The organism is Streptomyces sp. NPDC052042, from assembly GCF_044548345.1.
Taxonomy (GTDB): Bacteria; Actinomycetota; Actinomycetes; order Streptomycetales; family Streptomycetaceae; genus Streptomyces.
On sequence record NZ_JBIUBU010000010.1, the window covers coordinates 120,968 to 136,807 of the forward strand.

Below are 15,840 nucleotides of genomic sequence, written 5' to 3' on the forward strand. Positions count from 1 at the left end.
TACTCCTAGTTCACGAGCGCGGACATGAAGTCGCCGACGCCCTGTGCGGCACTCGAAATGCCCTCGAACCCTACCTGCACGAGATCTGCGGCCCGGTCCGGGGACGTGATGATCGTGTACAGCACGAAGACGACTATCACGAAGAGAGCTATCTTCTTCGCTTGCGCCATCAGCCCCTTGCCTCCCCATCGGTGCTCTGTGCAGTCGGGCGATTGTATCCGCACGAATGGTCGCATCCATCTGGATCACAGACTCGCCCGTACGAGCGTCGCGACGCCGCTCACTCCTGCTCCCCGGGCTGTTACCGGGACCTGCCGATCACCGGCCGCCGAACCTTCTTCGCTTGGACGCCTTGCTCCAGCCCTGGCGGGGAACACCTGCCGGTTTCTGCGCGGCGCGTGGTGCGCCGGGGTTCGGACGGTGGATCAGCGTGAGGCCCTCGTGGTCGGTCGGGTGCCACGCGTGGTCATGGGTCTCGAAGGTGTAGCCCTGCTCGTTGTCCGTCTGGTAGGCGAGCAGCGCCCGTCCCTGTCCCGCGTACTGGCGGACCTCGTTCCACAGGACTTCGCGGATCCGTGCCGACGGGGCACCGAGAAAGACCCCTGGAGAGATCTCCAGCAGCCAGCGCGTGAGAAAGCCTCGCAGGCCAATGGGACAGTTGGTGAGAACGATGACGGTCACCAGATGATCTCGTCCCCGTAGTTGCGACCGCCCTCGACGTGCCGGTCGCCGTCGGACAGAAGCGTGACCCGGTCCTGTGCGGCGCTGGTCGACTCGGAGGTGTCGCGGGTGCCGTCGTAACCGAGCAGGTCTTTGATGTCCCGGACGCAGCGGTCGAGCAGTCCGATTTGGTTGATGCGGTCCCTGAGCATCCGGCGGGTTCGCGTTGCCACGTCCTCTTCGCCTTCGGCGGCGGCGTCGAACGCCACGGGAATGGCGACCTCCGTCCTGTAGAAGTCCGCCACGTCCATGACGAACGACCGCTCGTGCCCGGAGTGCACGAAGCCGAGGCCCGGGGAGCAACCGAGGGCCGCGATCACGGAGTGGGAGACCCCGTACATGCACTGGGCAGCGGCCGTGACGGCCTGGTTGGGGGCGTCTCCCGCGGAGAAGTCGTCGCGGTTGAACTCGCGTCGGCGCCACGGCACGCCCGAGCGCCGAGACTCCTGCTTGTAGCAGTCCTTCACGCGTCGCCCCTCCATGCCGAGGAGGTCCTGCCGAGTACGACCCGCGGTGTCCTCGCCCGGGAAGCGCAGGCGATACATGGCGCGCGCCACGTCCAACCGGGTGCGCCGGTTCGCCCAGGCGGTCGCCTGGGCCTCGACCAGGCCCGAGGAGCGCGTCAAGGCCCGCCCGCCCGCGTAGTACCGCACGCCGTGCTCGCCGACCCAGACGACCCCGGCACCGGATTCGCCGAGAAGGACCATCGCCTGGTGGGTGACGCGGGTGCCCGGTCCCAGCAGCAGCGTGCCGATGGTGGCGGACGGGATGTGCGTCACACCGTCCGCGTCCTCCGCGGTGATCGCGTTGGAGTCCCGGTGGATGGTGCAGCGCTCCAGATAGACGAAGGAGAGGCGCTCCCCGATCCGGGTGAGTTCGTGCGGGGAGGAGGCCCCTCTGCGGCCGACCGTGCTCATGCCGCCTCCCGCACCGGGGCCAGGGTCATCAGGCCGCAGCCGTATGCCTTCGCCTTGCCCAGGCCGTGGGTGAGCGTGCGGCGGAAGAGCGCCGGGTCCGTGACGCGCAGGCGGCCGTCGAAGGTGACCCGCGTGATCTGTACGTCGTTCTTGCTCGTCTTCGCCGGGGGGCGGGGGAACCGCAGCGGGACCTGGTCGCGGACGATCAGCTCGTAGTCGTCGCCCTCGGGCAGCAGCCGACGCTCCACCGGCTTCTGGACGATCTCGAATCCGGCCTGCTCCTGTCGCTTCAGCAGCCAGGCAATCTGGTGGCGGGGGGTCTTGTGCGCGGCCCGCTTCGTCGGGTCTCCCTCCTTGAGGTACTCGTGGCGGATGTTGTGCACGGGGTTGGCGGTGAGCCTGAACCCCCAGGTGTCGCCCGGGTGGAGCGCGGTGAGGAACTCCTCGTACGCGAACGTCGTCCAGCCCGGTTCGTCCGAGGCCGGCCAGCCCGCCTGCTCGACCAGGTGCGTCAGGTCGGGACGGGTCGGGCTGACGATGTACAGCAGCGTCTCGGACGGGGTGTTGCGATCCACCCGCCACAGCACCCGGGGGCCCGAGCCGTCGCGGGCGGGCGGGGTGGGGAAGGAATTGTTCACCGCGCCGTGCATGCGGTGCGGTGACCCGAGCAACCGCCGGGCGTCGGATCGTCCGGTGTTCACACGGAAGCGGGTGAGGTACATCAGTCGGTCCTCGGTGTGAGGGGCGTGAGCATTTCGGTGGGTTCGTGGGGCTGCGGTGGGACCGGCGACGGAGATCCGGCCGTGCCGGGGACGGGAATCCGCAGGGTGCGGACACCGCGCAGCCCGTACTGCCGGTGGCGCGGATCGAAGCTCACCGGCAGATCGCGCAGCGTCATGTGCGCGTCTTCCCCGGAGCCGTCACCTGGTCGTGTGCTGTCCAGCAGCAGGTCCAGGTAGCTGTCGGACAGCGAATGCCCCGCGCGCCGACAGGACGCCTCGCAGCGCGCCCGGTACCGCCTGGACGCCTCCCATTCGGCTTCGCGCAGAGCCTGCTCCAGGTTCGTCCCCCCATCCAGCGGCTCTCCGATCGTGATCGGCTCCGAGGGCGGGCAGGACCGACGTCCCAGGTACGGGAGGAAGACCGGCTCCAGCAACGCCTCGTACAGCCGCTGCACGAGCGCGGGCTCGCCCCGCACCCCTGCCACGAACACGGCGTCCGCCAGGTAGAAGCGCTCCGACAGCGGCATGGCCTTGTGGGTGTCCTTGTGGTGCGCCGTCTGGAAGTCCCGCAGCCGGGTGCCGGGCTGATCGATACGGACGCCGAACTCCAGCTCGGCCAGGTCGGAGAGATCGGCATCCCGCCTGCGCCCCTGCGCCGCGGCGAGGAGTCCGAGGACTCCGCTCTTCGTGGGCGCGTTCTCGGTGGTACGGCGCACGAAGCGGGCCGCGGACCCCCAGGACTGCAAGGGGCCCGCCAGCCGCATCAGCAGCACACTCATGCCCCGGTCTCCGAAGCGCTTCCCCCGTCATCGTCGGCGGCGGCCTTCCCCGGCTCCAGCCGGGCGACCACGGTGTCTCCCACGGCGGCCAGCAGTCCGGAGAGGTTCACCTCGTCCGCCAGCCCGCCGAGGCTGCTCGTCCCGGTGCCCACCCGCAGCAGCCAGCCCGGGTCGTTCCCGGAAAGCCCGTACCGGTCCTCCAGGTCCGGCACGAACGTGGCGAGCTGCTCGCAGGCGCTTCGGAGGTAGCCGCCGCCCTCGCCCGGCGGGACCGGCTGTTCGAAGGCTCCGACGTAGCTGATCGGGCGCCGGGAACGGGCCTTGACGATCACGACGGACGGCAGTGTCTGGTTGCCGAAGGTGTTGATCTTCCCGGTGGGGAGTGAGGTGATGAAGCCTTCGAGGAACGCGGTGACCGCTCGCCGCGTGGCGTCCACCGGTCGGTCCTCGTCGTTCCCGCCGGTCCCCAGGTTCTCGTGGAGCTGGTTCACGTCGAGTGCCGCGTACCGGTAGAGGGTGGCGGAGTTGAAATCGACGGTGCCGATCATTCCGGCGCCCGGCTCGGCTGCCGTGTTCTTGTCGTCGACCGCCGTGTAGTAGTCCGATTCGACCTCCACCGGGTGCACGCTCAGTGCGTGGGCGACCTGCACCGACGCGTCCACGTTCAGGTCGGCCGAGTCTGCGACCATGCGGCCGAACAACGCGATGTCAATGGAGTGTTCGGTGTCGGCGGCCTGCTTGGCCCGGTCCTTGTTCGCCTTGACCTTGAGGAACTCCTTGAGCGCCTTGACGTCACCGCCCCTACCGCCTTCCACCGCGAGCGCGGCGAGGGCGCTGAACTGCCTGTCGCTCAGGAACATCAGGTACGAGGACTCGCCGGCGGCCTGCTCGTCCTCCTCCTTGCTCTTGCGCTTGGGCACGGTGATCTTCGAACCGGTGGCCGTCTCGACCACCGTCGTCGCCAGCTCCAGCGCCATGGCACGCGTCAGTGACGAGTCGAGCAGCTGGATGCGCCCCGCGAGCTCTTCCGCGACCTTCTTGGTCCGGATGCCGAGTTCGGACTTGTCGAGCAGTTCGTCGAAGGCTTTCCGGGTGGCCCGCTTCCACGCCTGGCTGGACACCCTGGAACGTCGTACGCCTCCGTACGTCGCCGACTTCGGCGTGCCCGTGTCGTCCCGGTTCAGATTGCTCGGCGGGACGGTCTGGAGGATGTGAATGTCAAGGATGGTCCTGGTCATGCGTGCTCAAGTCCTCTGCTGAGAAGGTGGTTCAGAAGTGGAAAGGGCCGGAAAGAGATCGTCGGGGCGAGGCGGGACGCCTTCCCCGCATGAGGGCGGGAGTCACTCCCCCGCGGCGTATCCGCCGTACGTCTCCTCCTCATCCGCGGGCAGCGTCCGGTCGATGACCTCGTCCCCCGCCCCCGTTCCATCGGCGGCGGTCCTCTGCTTCCTGCCGCGTGGCGCGGCGGCCAAGTGGAACTCGCGTCCCCATTCGCGTTGCACACCGGGGCGATCGGGCCGGTGCTGCCATCGGTAGAGCTGGCCGGCCAGACGTGCGTAGTCGAGCGGTTCCGATGCGGCACGCAGGAGCAGCACGATCTCTCTGAGCCGCACAGCGACGGAATCGAGCGATTCGGCCGTACCGACCCGGACCAGACGCGTGCGCAGTGGTGAATTCTCCTCGTCCGCGCCTGGTGCGGCGTGCTGCTGGATCAGTGCCCGGACCGCACCTCCGAGCTGGCGTTTGTCGGCGTGCATTCCGTCTTCGCGACGGGACTGCTGATGCAGTGCCCACAGCGTCGTGGCGAGGAAGACTGCCTCCTCGGCTGCCTCGGCTGCCTTGGCCTCCCGCTGCCGAGTGGGCTCGGAGCGCTCCGCCAACAACGCGGCGAGGTCGTCCAGCGGGCCGACCCCCCACAGGTCCTGGACCTCGTGCGCCCTCTTCCCCGCGCCGCGCCGTAGCCGCGCGAGCTCCGCGACGGCCGCCGGATCGTCCCTGAGGTAACGGCTCTGAAGCCGGGTGATGGACGAACGCGTCACCTGCTCGACCACGGCGCGGAGCGTGGGCTCCTCCGATCGCGTGGCCGATGGGTTGTCCGGGCCGTCAGTGGATGCGGGCTGCTGGGTGGTGCCGCCGATGGGGCTGTCGCCGCCGGATGCCGTCGAGGTGGTCATGTGGTTCCCCCGGAAGGGTTGTCGTCGATGTGAGTGGCGGTGGGCGGTGCCGAAGGCTTCGGTGACGCAGCCGGTGCCGGCCCGTCCGGCCCGCTCGGTCCGTCGCCCTGCTCCGCCGGTTCGGGCGGCTTCGGCAGCACCTTGTTGATCCGGGTCCGGAACCACAGGTCGGCCCGTGAGCTGTCGACCCAGCGCGTGCCGACCCCGGGCAGCTCGACCACCCGGCCCTCCGCCGCCGCCCGACCCGCGCCGTCGAGGAGTTCGCGGCCGAGGTCGAGCACCATCCGCCGGACCTCGGCCTGCCATGCGGTGCGTGAGGCATCCGGATCCCTTGTCCTCCCGAGACCCGCCAGCCACCGCCGGTACGGGCCGTCGAGCGCCCCGAAACCCAGATCGCGGGCGGTGTTCGTGGCCGGGCCGGGCGGCGATCCCGTCGCACGGGCGAGATTCCCGGCCAGGTGTCCCAGCGCCGACACGGCCCGCTCGGCATCCGCGACCGCGTCCACCGCCGCCGCGCCGTGCAGCGGACGCTTCTCATGGAGCAGGACGACCGGCAGGGTGACTCCGTCGTCGACGACTTCGTCCACCACGGACTGCTGCGTTCCGTACACCGCACCGACGAGCCGCGTACGGATCAGTGACCGCTCCGGCAGAACACCCTCGTTGGCGAGGAGCGTCAGCCACCGCACCACCCCGGACGGCTTGCTCTCGTCCGTGCCCCGGCCCGACGCCCCGTCGTCCGACCGCTGCGCGTACAACAGGCTCGCCAGACCGCGCCAGGCGGCCCGGCTCGGATCGTGCTGACGTGGCAGATAGACCAGCGGGCGGCCGAGCTTCTTCTCCTGCGTCCGGCTGCGCCGCCACCCCGTCATGGGTTCTGACTGCCATCGGTTGACGGGCGCGAGCGGATCGCCGTAGCCCAGGACGACGCCCGTGACGTCAGCGCCCTCCGTGTGCAGCAGCAGCCGACGGGACTGCCAGGTGTAGAGATCCCGCGGGCCCGCGGGACGAGGCACGGACGGATCCCTCTCCAGTACGCCGGGGCCGGGCGGTGTCGCACGGCGCCAGACCGGCAGGTCGTCCTTCGGGTCCGCCGTCGAGTTGAAAATACGCTCCTTCGTCGGAATCAGGTTCAGCAGCAGCGTCTCGCGCAAGGTGCGCCCCTCGGCGTGGACGCCGCCCAGTCCCCCGGTCCATCCCACGCCCTGGGGATAGACCTTTCCGCTCTTTGCCCGGTCGTCGCCCACCATCCCGGTCTTGATGCCGGACGAGTCATAGGCATGGGTGTGGACCAGCCACCGGGCCGCCTCGGCAAGGCCCAGCCTGCCCACACCCGGCCTGCGCATCGAGAAGAACGCCTCCCCGTTCGGCACATCGGCCACGATCCGGTTCAGCGAGGCGACCTCGTGCTTCGCCGTGTGCAACCCGGCGACCTGGAAGAACGGACGCGTGGGGTGGAGCAGATCGAAGGACTCCCGGTGACGGTCGAGGTAGTTCAGGACGACGGCGAGCGACTCTTCGTCCTGCCAGAGCTCCTCCCAGTCCTCCAGCTCTGCCGGGGAGCCGGGTCTGCCGTCCTCCACCTCCGCGAGCGCGTCGTAGAGGATCGCCAGCAGCAGCCGGAGCAGGGCGAACTCCTGGGTGGGCAGATCGCCCACCAGCCGTCGCAGACTCCCGGCCTGCGCGAAGACGTCCGTCAGCGAAAGCTCGTCCGTCGTGCCGTCGTCGCGTTGTACGGGCAACCACGGCCGGGAGACCAGGTCGAAGGAGGGCGTCATCCGTTTCGGCCCCTTTGCTCTGGGCACGCCGATGGAACCCACCCGGAGTCCGTCGGCGGCGCTGTAGTGGATTTCCAAGCCTGACAGGCGGGTCTGACAACGCTCGTCGAGCACGAGCAGCAACTCGCCTGCCAGCCAGGGGCATTCCTTCACCTGCCACGCCGGAACGACGAACCGCTCCAGTTCCTCGATGGTCCGGTCGCTCACGCCCGGGTGGGTCAGGGAGCGGGGCAGCGTCAACGCGCTCGCGGCCACGACCTCGGCGGCCCGACGAACTGGAGGCGCGTGCTCCGGAAGGTCCAGTCCGCCGCGCCCGCCGTCGAGCCAGTCGACCGTGGTCAGCCGGCCGTCCTCCCGGCGCTGGACGACCAGAACTTCCAGGGTTTCCTCACTGTCCCGCACCTGGGCCCGACCGGCACGGCTGTCGTCGGCGTCCCCGGCGTTACCGTCCAGCCAGCCGATGATCGGCCGCCCCGCCCGCCGCACCGGATCGAGCCGGAAGGTGTTCGCGCGCTCCCGCTTGTCCGTGAGCCCTGTCAGATACTCACGCCGGGCCTTGGCCAGTACGGGAGCCCAGTGCCCGGGGCCGGCCGGCCGGTCGTCGTACGCGGCCTGCACCAGCGGGCTGATGTGGTCGGGCAGCACCAGCGGGGCGCCGTCGAGGTGCGGCCCGAGCACGGCGAGCGCCCTGAGCAGGGTGTGCGGCCCCTGATAGACGGCCACCGAGCCCTTCACCGGCTCGGGCGGATCGGCTGCCCAGTCGGCCACACCGGTCACCAGACACCGCGCCTCGGCCAGGCGCGGCGGGCGCTTGCGCGGATGCCGGTGCAGCCGGCCGATGCGCTGGAGCATCAGGTCCACGGGTGCCAGATCGGTCACCAGCAGATCGAAGTCGATGTCGAGCGACTGTTCGACGACCTGGCTGGCCACGACGATGTGCGGTCCGACGGGACGTCGGTCGCTGCCGGGCCCGAACCGTTCCCGCAGGTCCCTGTCCTTGCGCGCCCGGTCGGCGGCGAGGAATCGGGAGTGGGCGACGGTCACGGCCTGTGAACCGAAGCGGTCCCGCAGGAGTTCGGCGGCCTCCAGCACCCGGTCGACGGTATTGCGTACGACCAGCGCGCACCCGCCGTCCCGCAACTCGTGTTCCAGCCGGTCCGCCAGTACGGACAGCTCGTCGTCGAGCCGTTCCACCGTCACCTCGGTACGGCGGCCCGACGCCGCCGCGGGGCGTGCGGTTCGTGCCATATTGCCGGGGGCGACGGCGATGATCAACGGATAGGCGTCATCGGGGAGATGCAGCGCCTCCGCCGTCTCCGGAGTCTCCTCGCCGACGTACGCGGCGGCCAACTGCCGCCGTCGTTCGGCCGGCAGGGTCGCGGAGAGCATCACCACCGGTACGCGATAGGCGGCCAGCCATTCCAGGACCCGGTCGAGATAGGTGTTCATGTACGCGTCGTAGGCGTGGACTTCGTCGATCACGACGACCTTGCCCGCGACGGCCAGGTGCCGCAGGGCCAGATGCCGGCTCTTGAGTCCGGCGAAGAGCACCTGGTCGATGGTGCCCACGGCGAAGGAGGCGAGCAGGGACTTCTTGCGGCCGCGGAGCCACTGATGCGCGTGCAGCCCGGAAGGACGAGCCGAGTTGGCGTCCCTGGGCGCGGACAACGTCTCGTCGCCGTCCAGTTCGACGGCGGCAATGGTCCGGTTCCCGGCCTTCGTCATCCCGGACCAGACTTCGTTGAGCGCGGCCTTGGCATGGGCGAGGACCACCGAGCGGGGGCCGTCCGAGGGAAGACGCTCCAGCCAGTTCAGGAGCCGGGGGAACATGGCGTCGCCAGTGGCCCGGGTCGGCAGCGCGACCAGACAGCCCCCGGCGCCGGTACGGGCCGCCAGGATCTCCGCAGCCGCGAACGCCGCCTCGGTCTTGCCCTCGCCCATCGGCGCCTCGATGATCAGCATCCCGGCGGCGGGCATGGTGCGGGCCATCCGCACGGCCTCTTCCTGTACGGGCCTGATGGCGGCACCGTCCGGCAGCTCGAAGCGGTCCCGGAACAACTCCGCCGCGCTCTGCTGCGGCTCCTCGGGACGCCAGGGCCCCGGGAGGTCCAGCCCCGCCCAGGCGGCGCGAAGGCGCCGGTCCTCCCCGCCTTGTGCCTGCCCCGCCTCCTTTGCCCCTGACGGCGCCCAGGACGAGGGATCGTACGGAAACAGCTCGGAGGAACTGGCGATCCAGTCGGAGACGATGACGAGCGCCGTCAACGCCACTTGGACGGGCTGGGGCAGCCGGACCGACTGCCACTCCTCGAACCGTCCCTCCACCCCGGCCCGCCGCGCGCACGCGTCCAGCAACTCGTACTGCACCGAGCGCCAGACGGCCTCGCTCCTCCCGCGCGTACGCAGCAGCCGGGGGTGGGAGCGGAGATCATGGATCTGCTGGTCATCGGGGGGTGTGCCGTGATGCCCGCCGGCCACGATGGCGAACTGCCCGGACGCCCGGCTGCTCCATCCGTGGCGCTCGGTCAGCCATTCCTGGATGAGGAACTGCCCGGCCAGGCCGTGCGGAGCCATGCGACGGTCCACCCCGAACTGCTTCTGGTCCGGCATGTCGAGCCCGGCCCTCCGCATCCGATGGGCGAGACCCTCCACTTGGCAGGAGAATGCCGGCGATGCCTTGCCGATGTCGTGCACGCACGCGAGGTAGACCGCGAGGCGGCGGGCATCGGCTGCGCCCTGAGGGAGCGGATCCGCGATGAGCCCTTTCACGTTCTCGGGGATCCACTCGTCCCACAGCCGTTCCGCCACGGCGGCAGTGTCCGCCATGTGCCGCCACAACGGGAGCCACTCGTCGGTTGCCCGCTCGTGCTTGCCCCAGGCTGTCCGCGCTGCGGGGGACAACCTGGCGTAAGCCGAGGGGAGTTCGGGTTGATCTGGGCTCATGGGGGTATTTGACATGAGTACGGGTCGATCAGGTGTCGGATTTTGAAATAGCTCTAAAATGATCGATCTTGATCAAAACGTGATTGATAGGTCGCTGATCGCAGCACGGGTGCGTCCCGCGTACGCGGGGACCACTCGACGTGGCCCTTGCCCTCGGTGAGGTCGCCGGTACCACCCCCGCACGCGCGGGGACCACGCGAAGTCCAGGATCACCTGGTTGCTCCGGTAGGGACCACCCCCGCACGCGCGGGGACCACGGTTGCCCACTGGTGTTGTGCTCGATCAGGGCGGGTGGGTGTGAGACGGGGCTGCGGAGGCTCGTTGGCTGGGTGGTTGCGGGCGGCTTGCCAACGGAACTGGGACCACCCCCGCACGCGCGGGGACCACCTCTGGCGTCGCGACTACGACACTGCCGAGGCGGGACCACCCCCGCACGCGCGGGGACCACGTTTCGCCCCTTCCCGCAGCGCGCGGGGAGGGGCGGTTTCGTGCGTTCAGGATCAGCCGTCGTCGCCCTCGGCCTCCCCCGATATGCCGCCCGCCCGTACGCTGACGGAACCGACCGCGCCGACGGAGGGGACCCATGACCCACCCCGCATCAGATTTGAGCACTGGCGAACGAATCCGAGTCCTACGCGAGTCACGAGGCATGACCCGGCATGTCCTGGCGGAGCTGTGCGGTCGGGGCCCGGACTGGCTGAAGAAGATCGAGACCGGCGAACGGGATCTCCGGAGTCACACCCTGCTGCTCAAGCTCGCCGCTGCGCTTCAGGTGTCCGACCTGTCGGTCATCACCGGCACCGAGACCGGTCCCGCCCAGCCGGTGCCGCTCGGCCGCCTCTCTCACCCGGTCATGCCAGACATCTGGGCTGCGGTCATGACGCGGAGTCTCGCGGCTCCGGCCACCGGGCCCGTCTCTCCCGCCGTGCTTCAGGGGCGGGCAGATCAGACGTGGCGGCTGTGGCACACCTCTGCCCGGAACCGGACCGAGGTCGGGGCTCTGCTCCCCGCGTTGATTCGCGACGGCGAGACCGCCGTGCGCACGCTCGACGGCGAAGAGCGCCGAGCCGCCCTGGTAGCGCTGTCCGACATCTACCGCCTGACCGGGCAGGCGACCGCGTACATCGCCCCGGCCGAGCTGGCGTGGGTGGTGGCCGACCGTGCACTGTCGGCTGCGCAGGATGCCGACCAGCCCGCGGCCATAGCGGCGAGCGCCTGGAACATGGGCAACATCCTGCGGGAAACCAGCTACCCGGAGGAGGCGTTGCGCGTCGTCGACGAGGCCGCCGACCTGATCCGCCCCCACCTCGACGGAACGCCGGACGACTGGCGGGGCATCTACGGAGCCCTCCAGCTTCACGCCGCGGTGACGGCCGCACGCGAGGGGCGGGAGGGCGACGCCTGGCGGTACTGGGGGAAGGGCGACCAGATCGCGAAGTCGCTGCCCGCCTCGTACGTGCACCCATCCACGGTCTTCGGCCGGGCGAACGTCGACTTTCACGCGGTGTCGGTCGATGTCGACTTGAAGAAGGCCGGGCGGGCGCTCGGTGCAGCCGACGACATCGACCCGGATGCTATGCCGTCCCTTGAGCGTCGCGCCCGCCTCTGGGTAGAGGTCGCCCGCGGGCATCTCCAGCGCGGGGACCACACGGCAGCGCTCCACGTCATGAAGATCGCACACGAGATCGGAGCGGAGACCGTGGCGTTCACCCCGTCCGCCCGCACGGTCGCATCGGACCTGTGGCGCACAGCCCCGCGCGCCCTCCGCGGCGAGGCCAGCCACCTCGCCGCCGCCGTCGGCATCGCCACTGGATGAGGGGACAACCTGGGACAGGGGGACAGTTCGTCCCCCTACCTGCTCCGCGAGCCCTCTACCGTGATCGCCCACCAACCGATCGACGTAGGGGGCTCCTCCATGTCCGTCACGTCCTGGCACGCCTCACCGCAGCGTGCCGCGATGCCGCAGCACGATCCGAGTACGGGCGAGGTGCGCGTCCCGGTGGCGTTTTACTCCCTCGACGAGCTGCAAGCCGAGGTGCCGCTTGTCCTGTCCCGGGCGGAGGCCGAGGCGCTCCGCGACACCTTGACCACGCTGCTCAACGGCCCCGCCCTCGTGGTGGCGTGATGGCGACCATGACGATCAAGGTGTACCAAGTCGACCGGCACGGCCGGACGCAGGTCATCCGTCCGAAAGCCGCAGTCGTTCCCCTCAAGGCCCCGACCCAGAGATCGGCGTACCCCGCCTGTAAATGCGACCGGTGCAAGGGCGGGCAGCGGTGACCAGCCGCCCGGCGCAGACCCCGATGGCCGCTGGGACCGGGTGGTGCCACTGGCACAAGGGCCCGTCCGGAACCGCGGTCCTGGTCAGCATCATCGAGCAGGGCTCGGGCCCCGGAACCGCCCTGTACGCGTGTGCCCCGTGCCGGGAGCAGCGCCGCCTACGCCCGTACGACGAGCAGTCGTGACCGTGCCGACCAGGCGCCCACTCCCCGATCCGCGAACGCTGACGTGGGACCAGGTCGCCGGGCGTGCCTGCGTCTGGTGCAGGAATCCCCTAACCACCGGCACGGTCAGCGTCGGCATCATCCGCGACCGGCTCGGCGCCCACAACCTCGACACCGAGGTATGGACCGGGCCGTGCTGCGCGGACGGCGGGCGCACGCCCCGTAGCCCCTGAGACTCCCGCTCCGGGCCCGGTGGGGACTGACATAGCGGAGCGGGCCCCCGCTGCCCGTGCGGCGGGACACGGCGGCCCCGGCCGAGCACCAACCTCCGTGTGCCAGCCAGGGCCGCCGACTGCGAGAACCGAACAGAGAGAGCGAGAACGATGCCCCAGTCCGACGACAACGCCCCGGCCGCCCCGCAGCCGCTCGCACCCCACGAGGAGCCCGGCGCTCTTCAGGCCGCCGCCGAGGCAGCCAGGATTGCCGAGCGGGTGCTCACCGAGCTGGAGGGAGACGCCTGATCCCCCGTCCGTGGCCGGTGATCGCGCCCCGGCCACGGGAAGACCCTCTGCGGAGACCCCGCGCAGTAGAGTTGTCGGCCCCCGCAGGATGCTCCTGCGGGGCTGAGTGCGTCACCGCAGATCAGCAGCGCAATGCTTTACACACAGTGCTCGTGGTCACTGTGCACAAAACATGCTCCTACGTTGTGGCTGCGACCTCCGTCGCGGCCCAGGGATCAGGCTCCCACACAGGGTGGGCCTCGACCCATGCGGCACCGTCCGTCCGCACGAGAACGACCCGCCGGAGCACCTGCTTCAGCAACGCGGGACCACCCCCGCACGCGCGGGGACCACCCAGACCCCCGCAGAGCACCCCGCCGGACGCTGGGACCACCCCCGCACGCGCGGGGACCACATCGGCGTTCAGCACGACGCGTGGATCACCGCGGGACCACCCCCGCACGCGCGGGGACCACCGGATCCCACCGTTCGCGTACGAGAGGCCCTTGGGACCACCCCCGCACGCGCGGGGACCACAAAACGATGGCGTATTGCGTGATGAATGCTGAGGGACCACCCCCGCACGCGCGGGGACCACGCCCGCGCGGTCGGGCTGGCCGACGACCCGGCGGGACCACCCCCGCACGCGCGGGGACCACTCCAGCGGTCCGCCGTACAGCTCCACCGTCACGGGACCACCCCCGCACGCGCGGGGACCACGTGGCTTGGCGTCGCTGTCGGCCATCGTGTTCGGGACCACCCCCGCACGCGCGGGGACCACCAGTCGCACCGCGGGTGCCGCTGGAACCCTCTGGGACCACCCCCGCACGCGCGGGGACCACCCTGCGTGCTCGCCGTCGTCGGACCGAACAGCGGGACCACCCCCGCACGCGCGGGGACCACATGCCGGGCGACCTCGACGCCGACCAGGTCGAGGGACCACCCCCGCACGCGCGGGGACCACTACGCAGGCGGCTGATGGAGGCTCTGAGGGACGGGACCACCCCCGCACGCGCGGGGACCACAACGGCTGACGGATCAGGGCGTCACCCACGCCGGGACCACCCCCGCACGCGCGGGGACCACCCAACCGGTGGGCAGGGCGACACCCACCCGCCGGGACCACCCCCGCACGCGCGGGGACCACTGCACGGGGCCCCAGGCGCCGTGTCCGGCCCTGGGACCACCCCCGCACGCGCGGGGACCACAACGGCCGCGGGTTCACCGCCGGCCGGGTCGAGGGGACCACCCCCGCACGCGCGGGGACCACCGTCCTCGGTGAGCTTCAAGACGAAGGCGGTCGGGACCACCCCCGCACGCGCGGGGACCACGTAGCCCCGGTCCGAGGACGTCAGCTTGGACAGGGACCACCCCCGCACGCGCGGGGACCACCGGCCCGCTGATATCACCCTCGTCGACCGGCGGGGACCACCCCCGCACGCGCGGGGACCACTCGTGGGCCCCGGCCCTGCTCGTGTTCGCAAGGGGACCACCCCCGCACGCGCGGGGACCACGGAGTACAGCTCCAGATCTCCCGTCGGAGTCAGGGACCACCCCCGCACGCGCGGGGACCACTTCGGCTTCGCGTGGCGCACGGTCGCCGCGAAGGGACCACCCCCGCACGCGCGGGGACCACCACGCGCTCAGGACGGTGCGCACGGTTTTACGGGGACCACCCCCGCACGCGCGGGGACCACTGCGACTCGTGAAGGACGGCAGCAATTCCGCGGGGACCACCCCCGCACGCGCGGGGACCACGGCCGCGCCGTCGGCGCAGGGCGTCCAGAGCTGGGACCACCCCCGCACGCGCGGGGACCACGTCTGCTTCAAGGAATCGCCGGACGTAGTCGAGGGACCACCCCCGCACGCGCGGGGACCACGACGCGGAGGACGCCGGTACGGCGCTCGACCGGGGACCACCCCCGCACGCGCGGGGACCACGAAATCGTCCTTGTCCAGCGCGTCCAGGGCCGGGGACCACCCCCGCACGCGCGGGGACCACAACGTCTCCAGCGGGATCTGGGACGGGCCCAGGGACCACCCCCGCACGCGCGGGGACCACATGCTGAGATTGTCAGCACGCGCCCGCGACCAGGGACCACCCCCGCACGCGCGGGGACCACGCCCCCACCGAATTGCGGTTGTGGGCCGACCAGGGACCACCCCCGCACGCGCGGGGACCACGGCCCGGAGGTCGACGCGCCGTCGCTTGTTGAGGGACCACCCCCGCACGCGCGGGGACCACTCCGCGATCAACTCGGGTACCCCGACGATCGTGGGACCACCCCCGCACGCGCGGGGGCCACGGTCGCTGGCCAGTGCACATCGAGCGCAAAGAGGGACCACCCCCGCACGCGCGGGGACCACGGGACGCGCTGGCCGACGCATGGGCGACCGCCGGGACCACCCCCGCACGCGCGGGGACCACGTCACCGTGCCGCCAAGTCCACGGTCCGACGCGGGACCACCCCCGCACGCGCGGGGACCACGATTCCTGCAAGTGGTTGCAGCGGGATGGGGAGGGACCACCCCCGCACGCGCGGGGACCACGGTTGCTCCTGGGGGAACTCGCTTTCCAGCTCGGGACCACCCCCGCACGCGCGGGGACCACCGGCGAGACGCCGGCGGCAGGGCCTTTTTTACGGGACCACCCCCGCACGCGCGGGGACCACGCCCTGATGACCCTGCGCGCCCGGCGCTTCCCGGGACCACCCCCGCACGCGCGGGGACCACTGGGCCGACCTTAGCGGCGGCCGCGAGGAAGAGGGACCACCCCCGCACGCGCGGGGACCACGTGGCCAGGACGATCAGGCACTGCGCCCAGGTGGGACCACCCCCGCACGCGCGGGGACCACAGTTCCTGACC

Annotated in this window: 12 protein-coding genes and 1 CRISPR repeat array; of the genes, 4 read left to right on the plus strand and 8 right to left on the minus strand. The window is 71.0% G+C overall.

All coding sequences use genetic code 11. From position 1 onward, the window contains the following. Positions 1-5: 5 nt before the first annotated feature. The 8 genes from ACIHCL_RS18595 to casA form a co-directional block, all read right to left on the minus strand. Entirely contained in the window at positions 6-170 is a 165-nt protein-coding gene (locus tag ACIHCL_RS18595; RefSeq protein WP_399862975.1) for a hypothetical protein, read from the minus strand. Positions 171-318: 148 nt separating this feature from the next. Then, positions 319-681, minus strand: coding sequence for a type I-E CRISPR-associated endoribonuclease Cas2e (gene cas2e / locus ACIHCL_RS18600; protein ID WP_399862976.1), 363 nt, complete (start codon positions 679-681; stop codon positions 319-321). Beyond that, on the minus strand, positions 678-1,637 hold the full coding sequence (gene cas1e, locus ACIHCL_RS18605; protein WP_399862978.1) for a type I-E CRISPR-associated endonuclease Cas1e: 960 nt from the start codon (positions 1,635-1,637) through the stop codon (positions 678-680). The genes cas2e and cas1e overlap by 4 nt, the downstream gene beginning before the upstream one ends. Beyond that, positions 1,634-2,359, minus strand: coding sequence for a type I-E CRISPR-associated protein Cas6/Cse3/CasE (cas6e, locus tag ACIHCL_RS18610; RefSeq protein ID WP_399862979.1), 726 nt, complete (start codon positions 2,357-2,359; stop codon positions 1,634-1,636). Before cas6e ends, cas1e begins: the two co-directional genes overlap by 4 nt. Next, complete coding sequence (gene cas5e, locus ACIHCL_RS18615; protein ID WP_399862980.1) at positions 2,359-3,138, minus strand: type I-E CRISPR-associated protein Cas5/CasD; 780 nt, start codon at positions 3,136-3,138, stop codon at positions 2,359-2,361. The genes cas6e and cas5e overlap by 1 nt, the downstream gene beginning before the upstream one ends. After that, a complete protein-coding gene (cas7e, locus tag ACIHCL_RS18620; RefSeq protein WP_399862981.1) occupies positions 3,135-4,376 on the minus strand; it encodes a type I-E CRISPR-associated protein Cas7/Cse4/CasC in 1,242 nt (413 codons plus the stop codon). The genes cas5e and cas7e overlap by 4 nt, the downstream gene beginning before the upstream one ends. 102 nt (positions 4,377-4,478) lie before the next feature. Next, a complete protein-coding gene (gene casB, locus ACIHCL_RS18625) occupies positions 4,479-5,312 on the minus strand; it encodes a type I-E CRISPR-associated protein Cse2/CasB (protein WP_399862983.1) in 834 nt (277 codons plus the stop codon). Next, positions 5,309-10,030: a type I-E CRISPR-associated protein Cse1/CasA gene (casA, locus tag ACIHCL_RS18630; RefSeq protein WP_399862985.1), complete on the minus strand. Its 4,722-nt coding sequence runs from the start codon at positions 10,028-10,030 to the stop codon at positions 5,309-5,311. Before casA ends, casB begins: the two co-directional genes overlap by 4 nt. A 583-nt stretch (positions 10,031-10,613) precedes the next feature. Between casA and ACIHCL_RS18635 the strand changes: the two genes are divergently transcribed. The 4 genes from ACIHCL_RS18635 (at position 10,614) to ACIHCL_RS18650 (ending at position 12,995) form a co-directional block, all read left to right on the plus strand. After that, on the plus strand, positions 10,614-11,846 hold the full coding sequence (locus ACIHCL_RS18635) for a helix-turn-helix domain-containing protein (protein ID WP_399862987.1): 1,233 nt from the start codon (positions 10,614-10,616) through the stop codon (positions 11,844-11,846). A 99-nt stretch (positions 11,847-11,945) separates the two neighbouring features. Then, the gene (locus tag ACIHCL_RS18640; protein ID WP_399862989.1) at positions 11,946-12,155 is read left to right on the plus strand and encodes a hypothetical protein; all 210 of its coding nucleotides are present in this window, start codon (positions 11,946-11,948) and stop codon (positions 12,153-12,155) included. A 151-nt stretch (positions 12,156-12,306) separates the two neighbouring features. Then, the gene (locus ACIHCL_RS18645) at positions 12,307-12,495 is read left to right on the plus strand and encodes a hypothetical protein (protein WP_399862991.1); all 189 of its coding nucleotides are present in this window, start codon (positions 12,307-12,309) and stop codon (positions 12,493-12,495) included. Between the two features lie 362 nt (positions 12,496-12,857). Beyond that, entirely contained in the window at positions 12,858-12,995 is a 138-nt protein-coding gene (locus ACIHCL_RS18650) for a hypothetical protein (protein ID WP_399862993.1), read from the plus strand. A 304-nt stretch (positions 12,996-13,299) separates the two neighbouring features. After that, positions 13,300-15,829: a CRISPR direct-repeat array (repeat unit 29 nt; unit sequence GGGACCACCCCCGCACGCGCGGGGACCAC). The last annotated feature ends 11 nt before the right edge of the window (positions 15,830-15,840 follow it).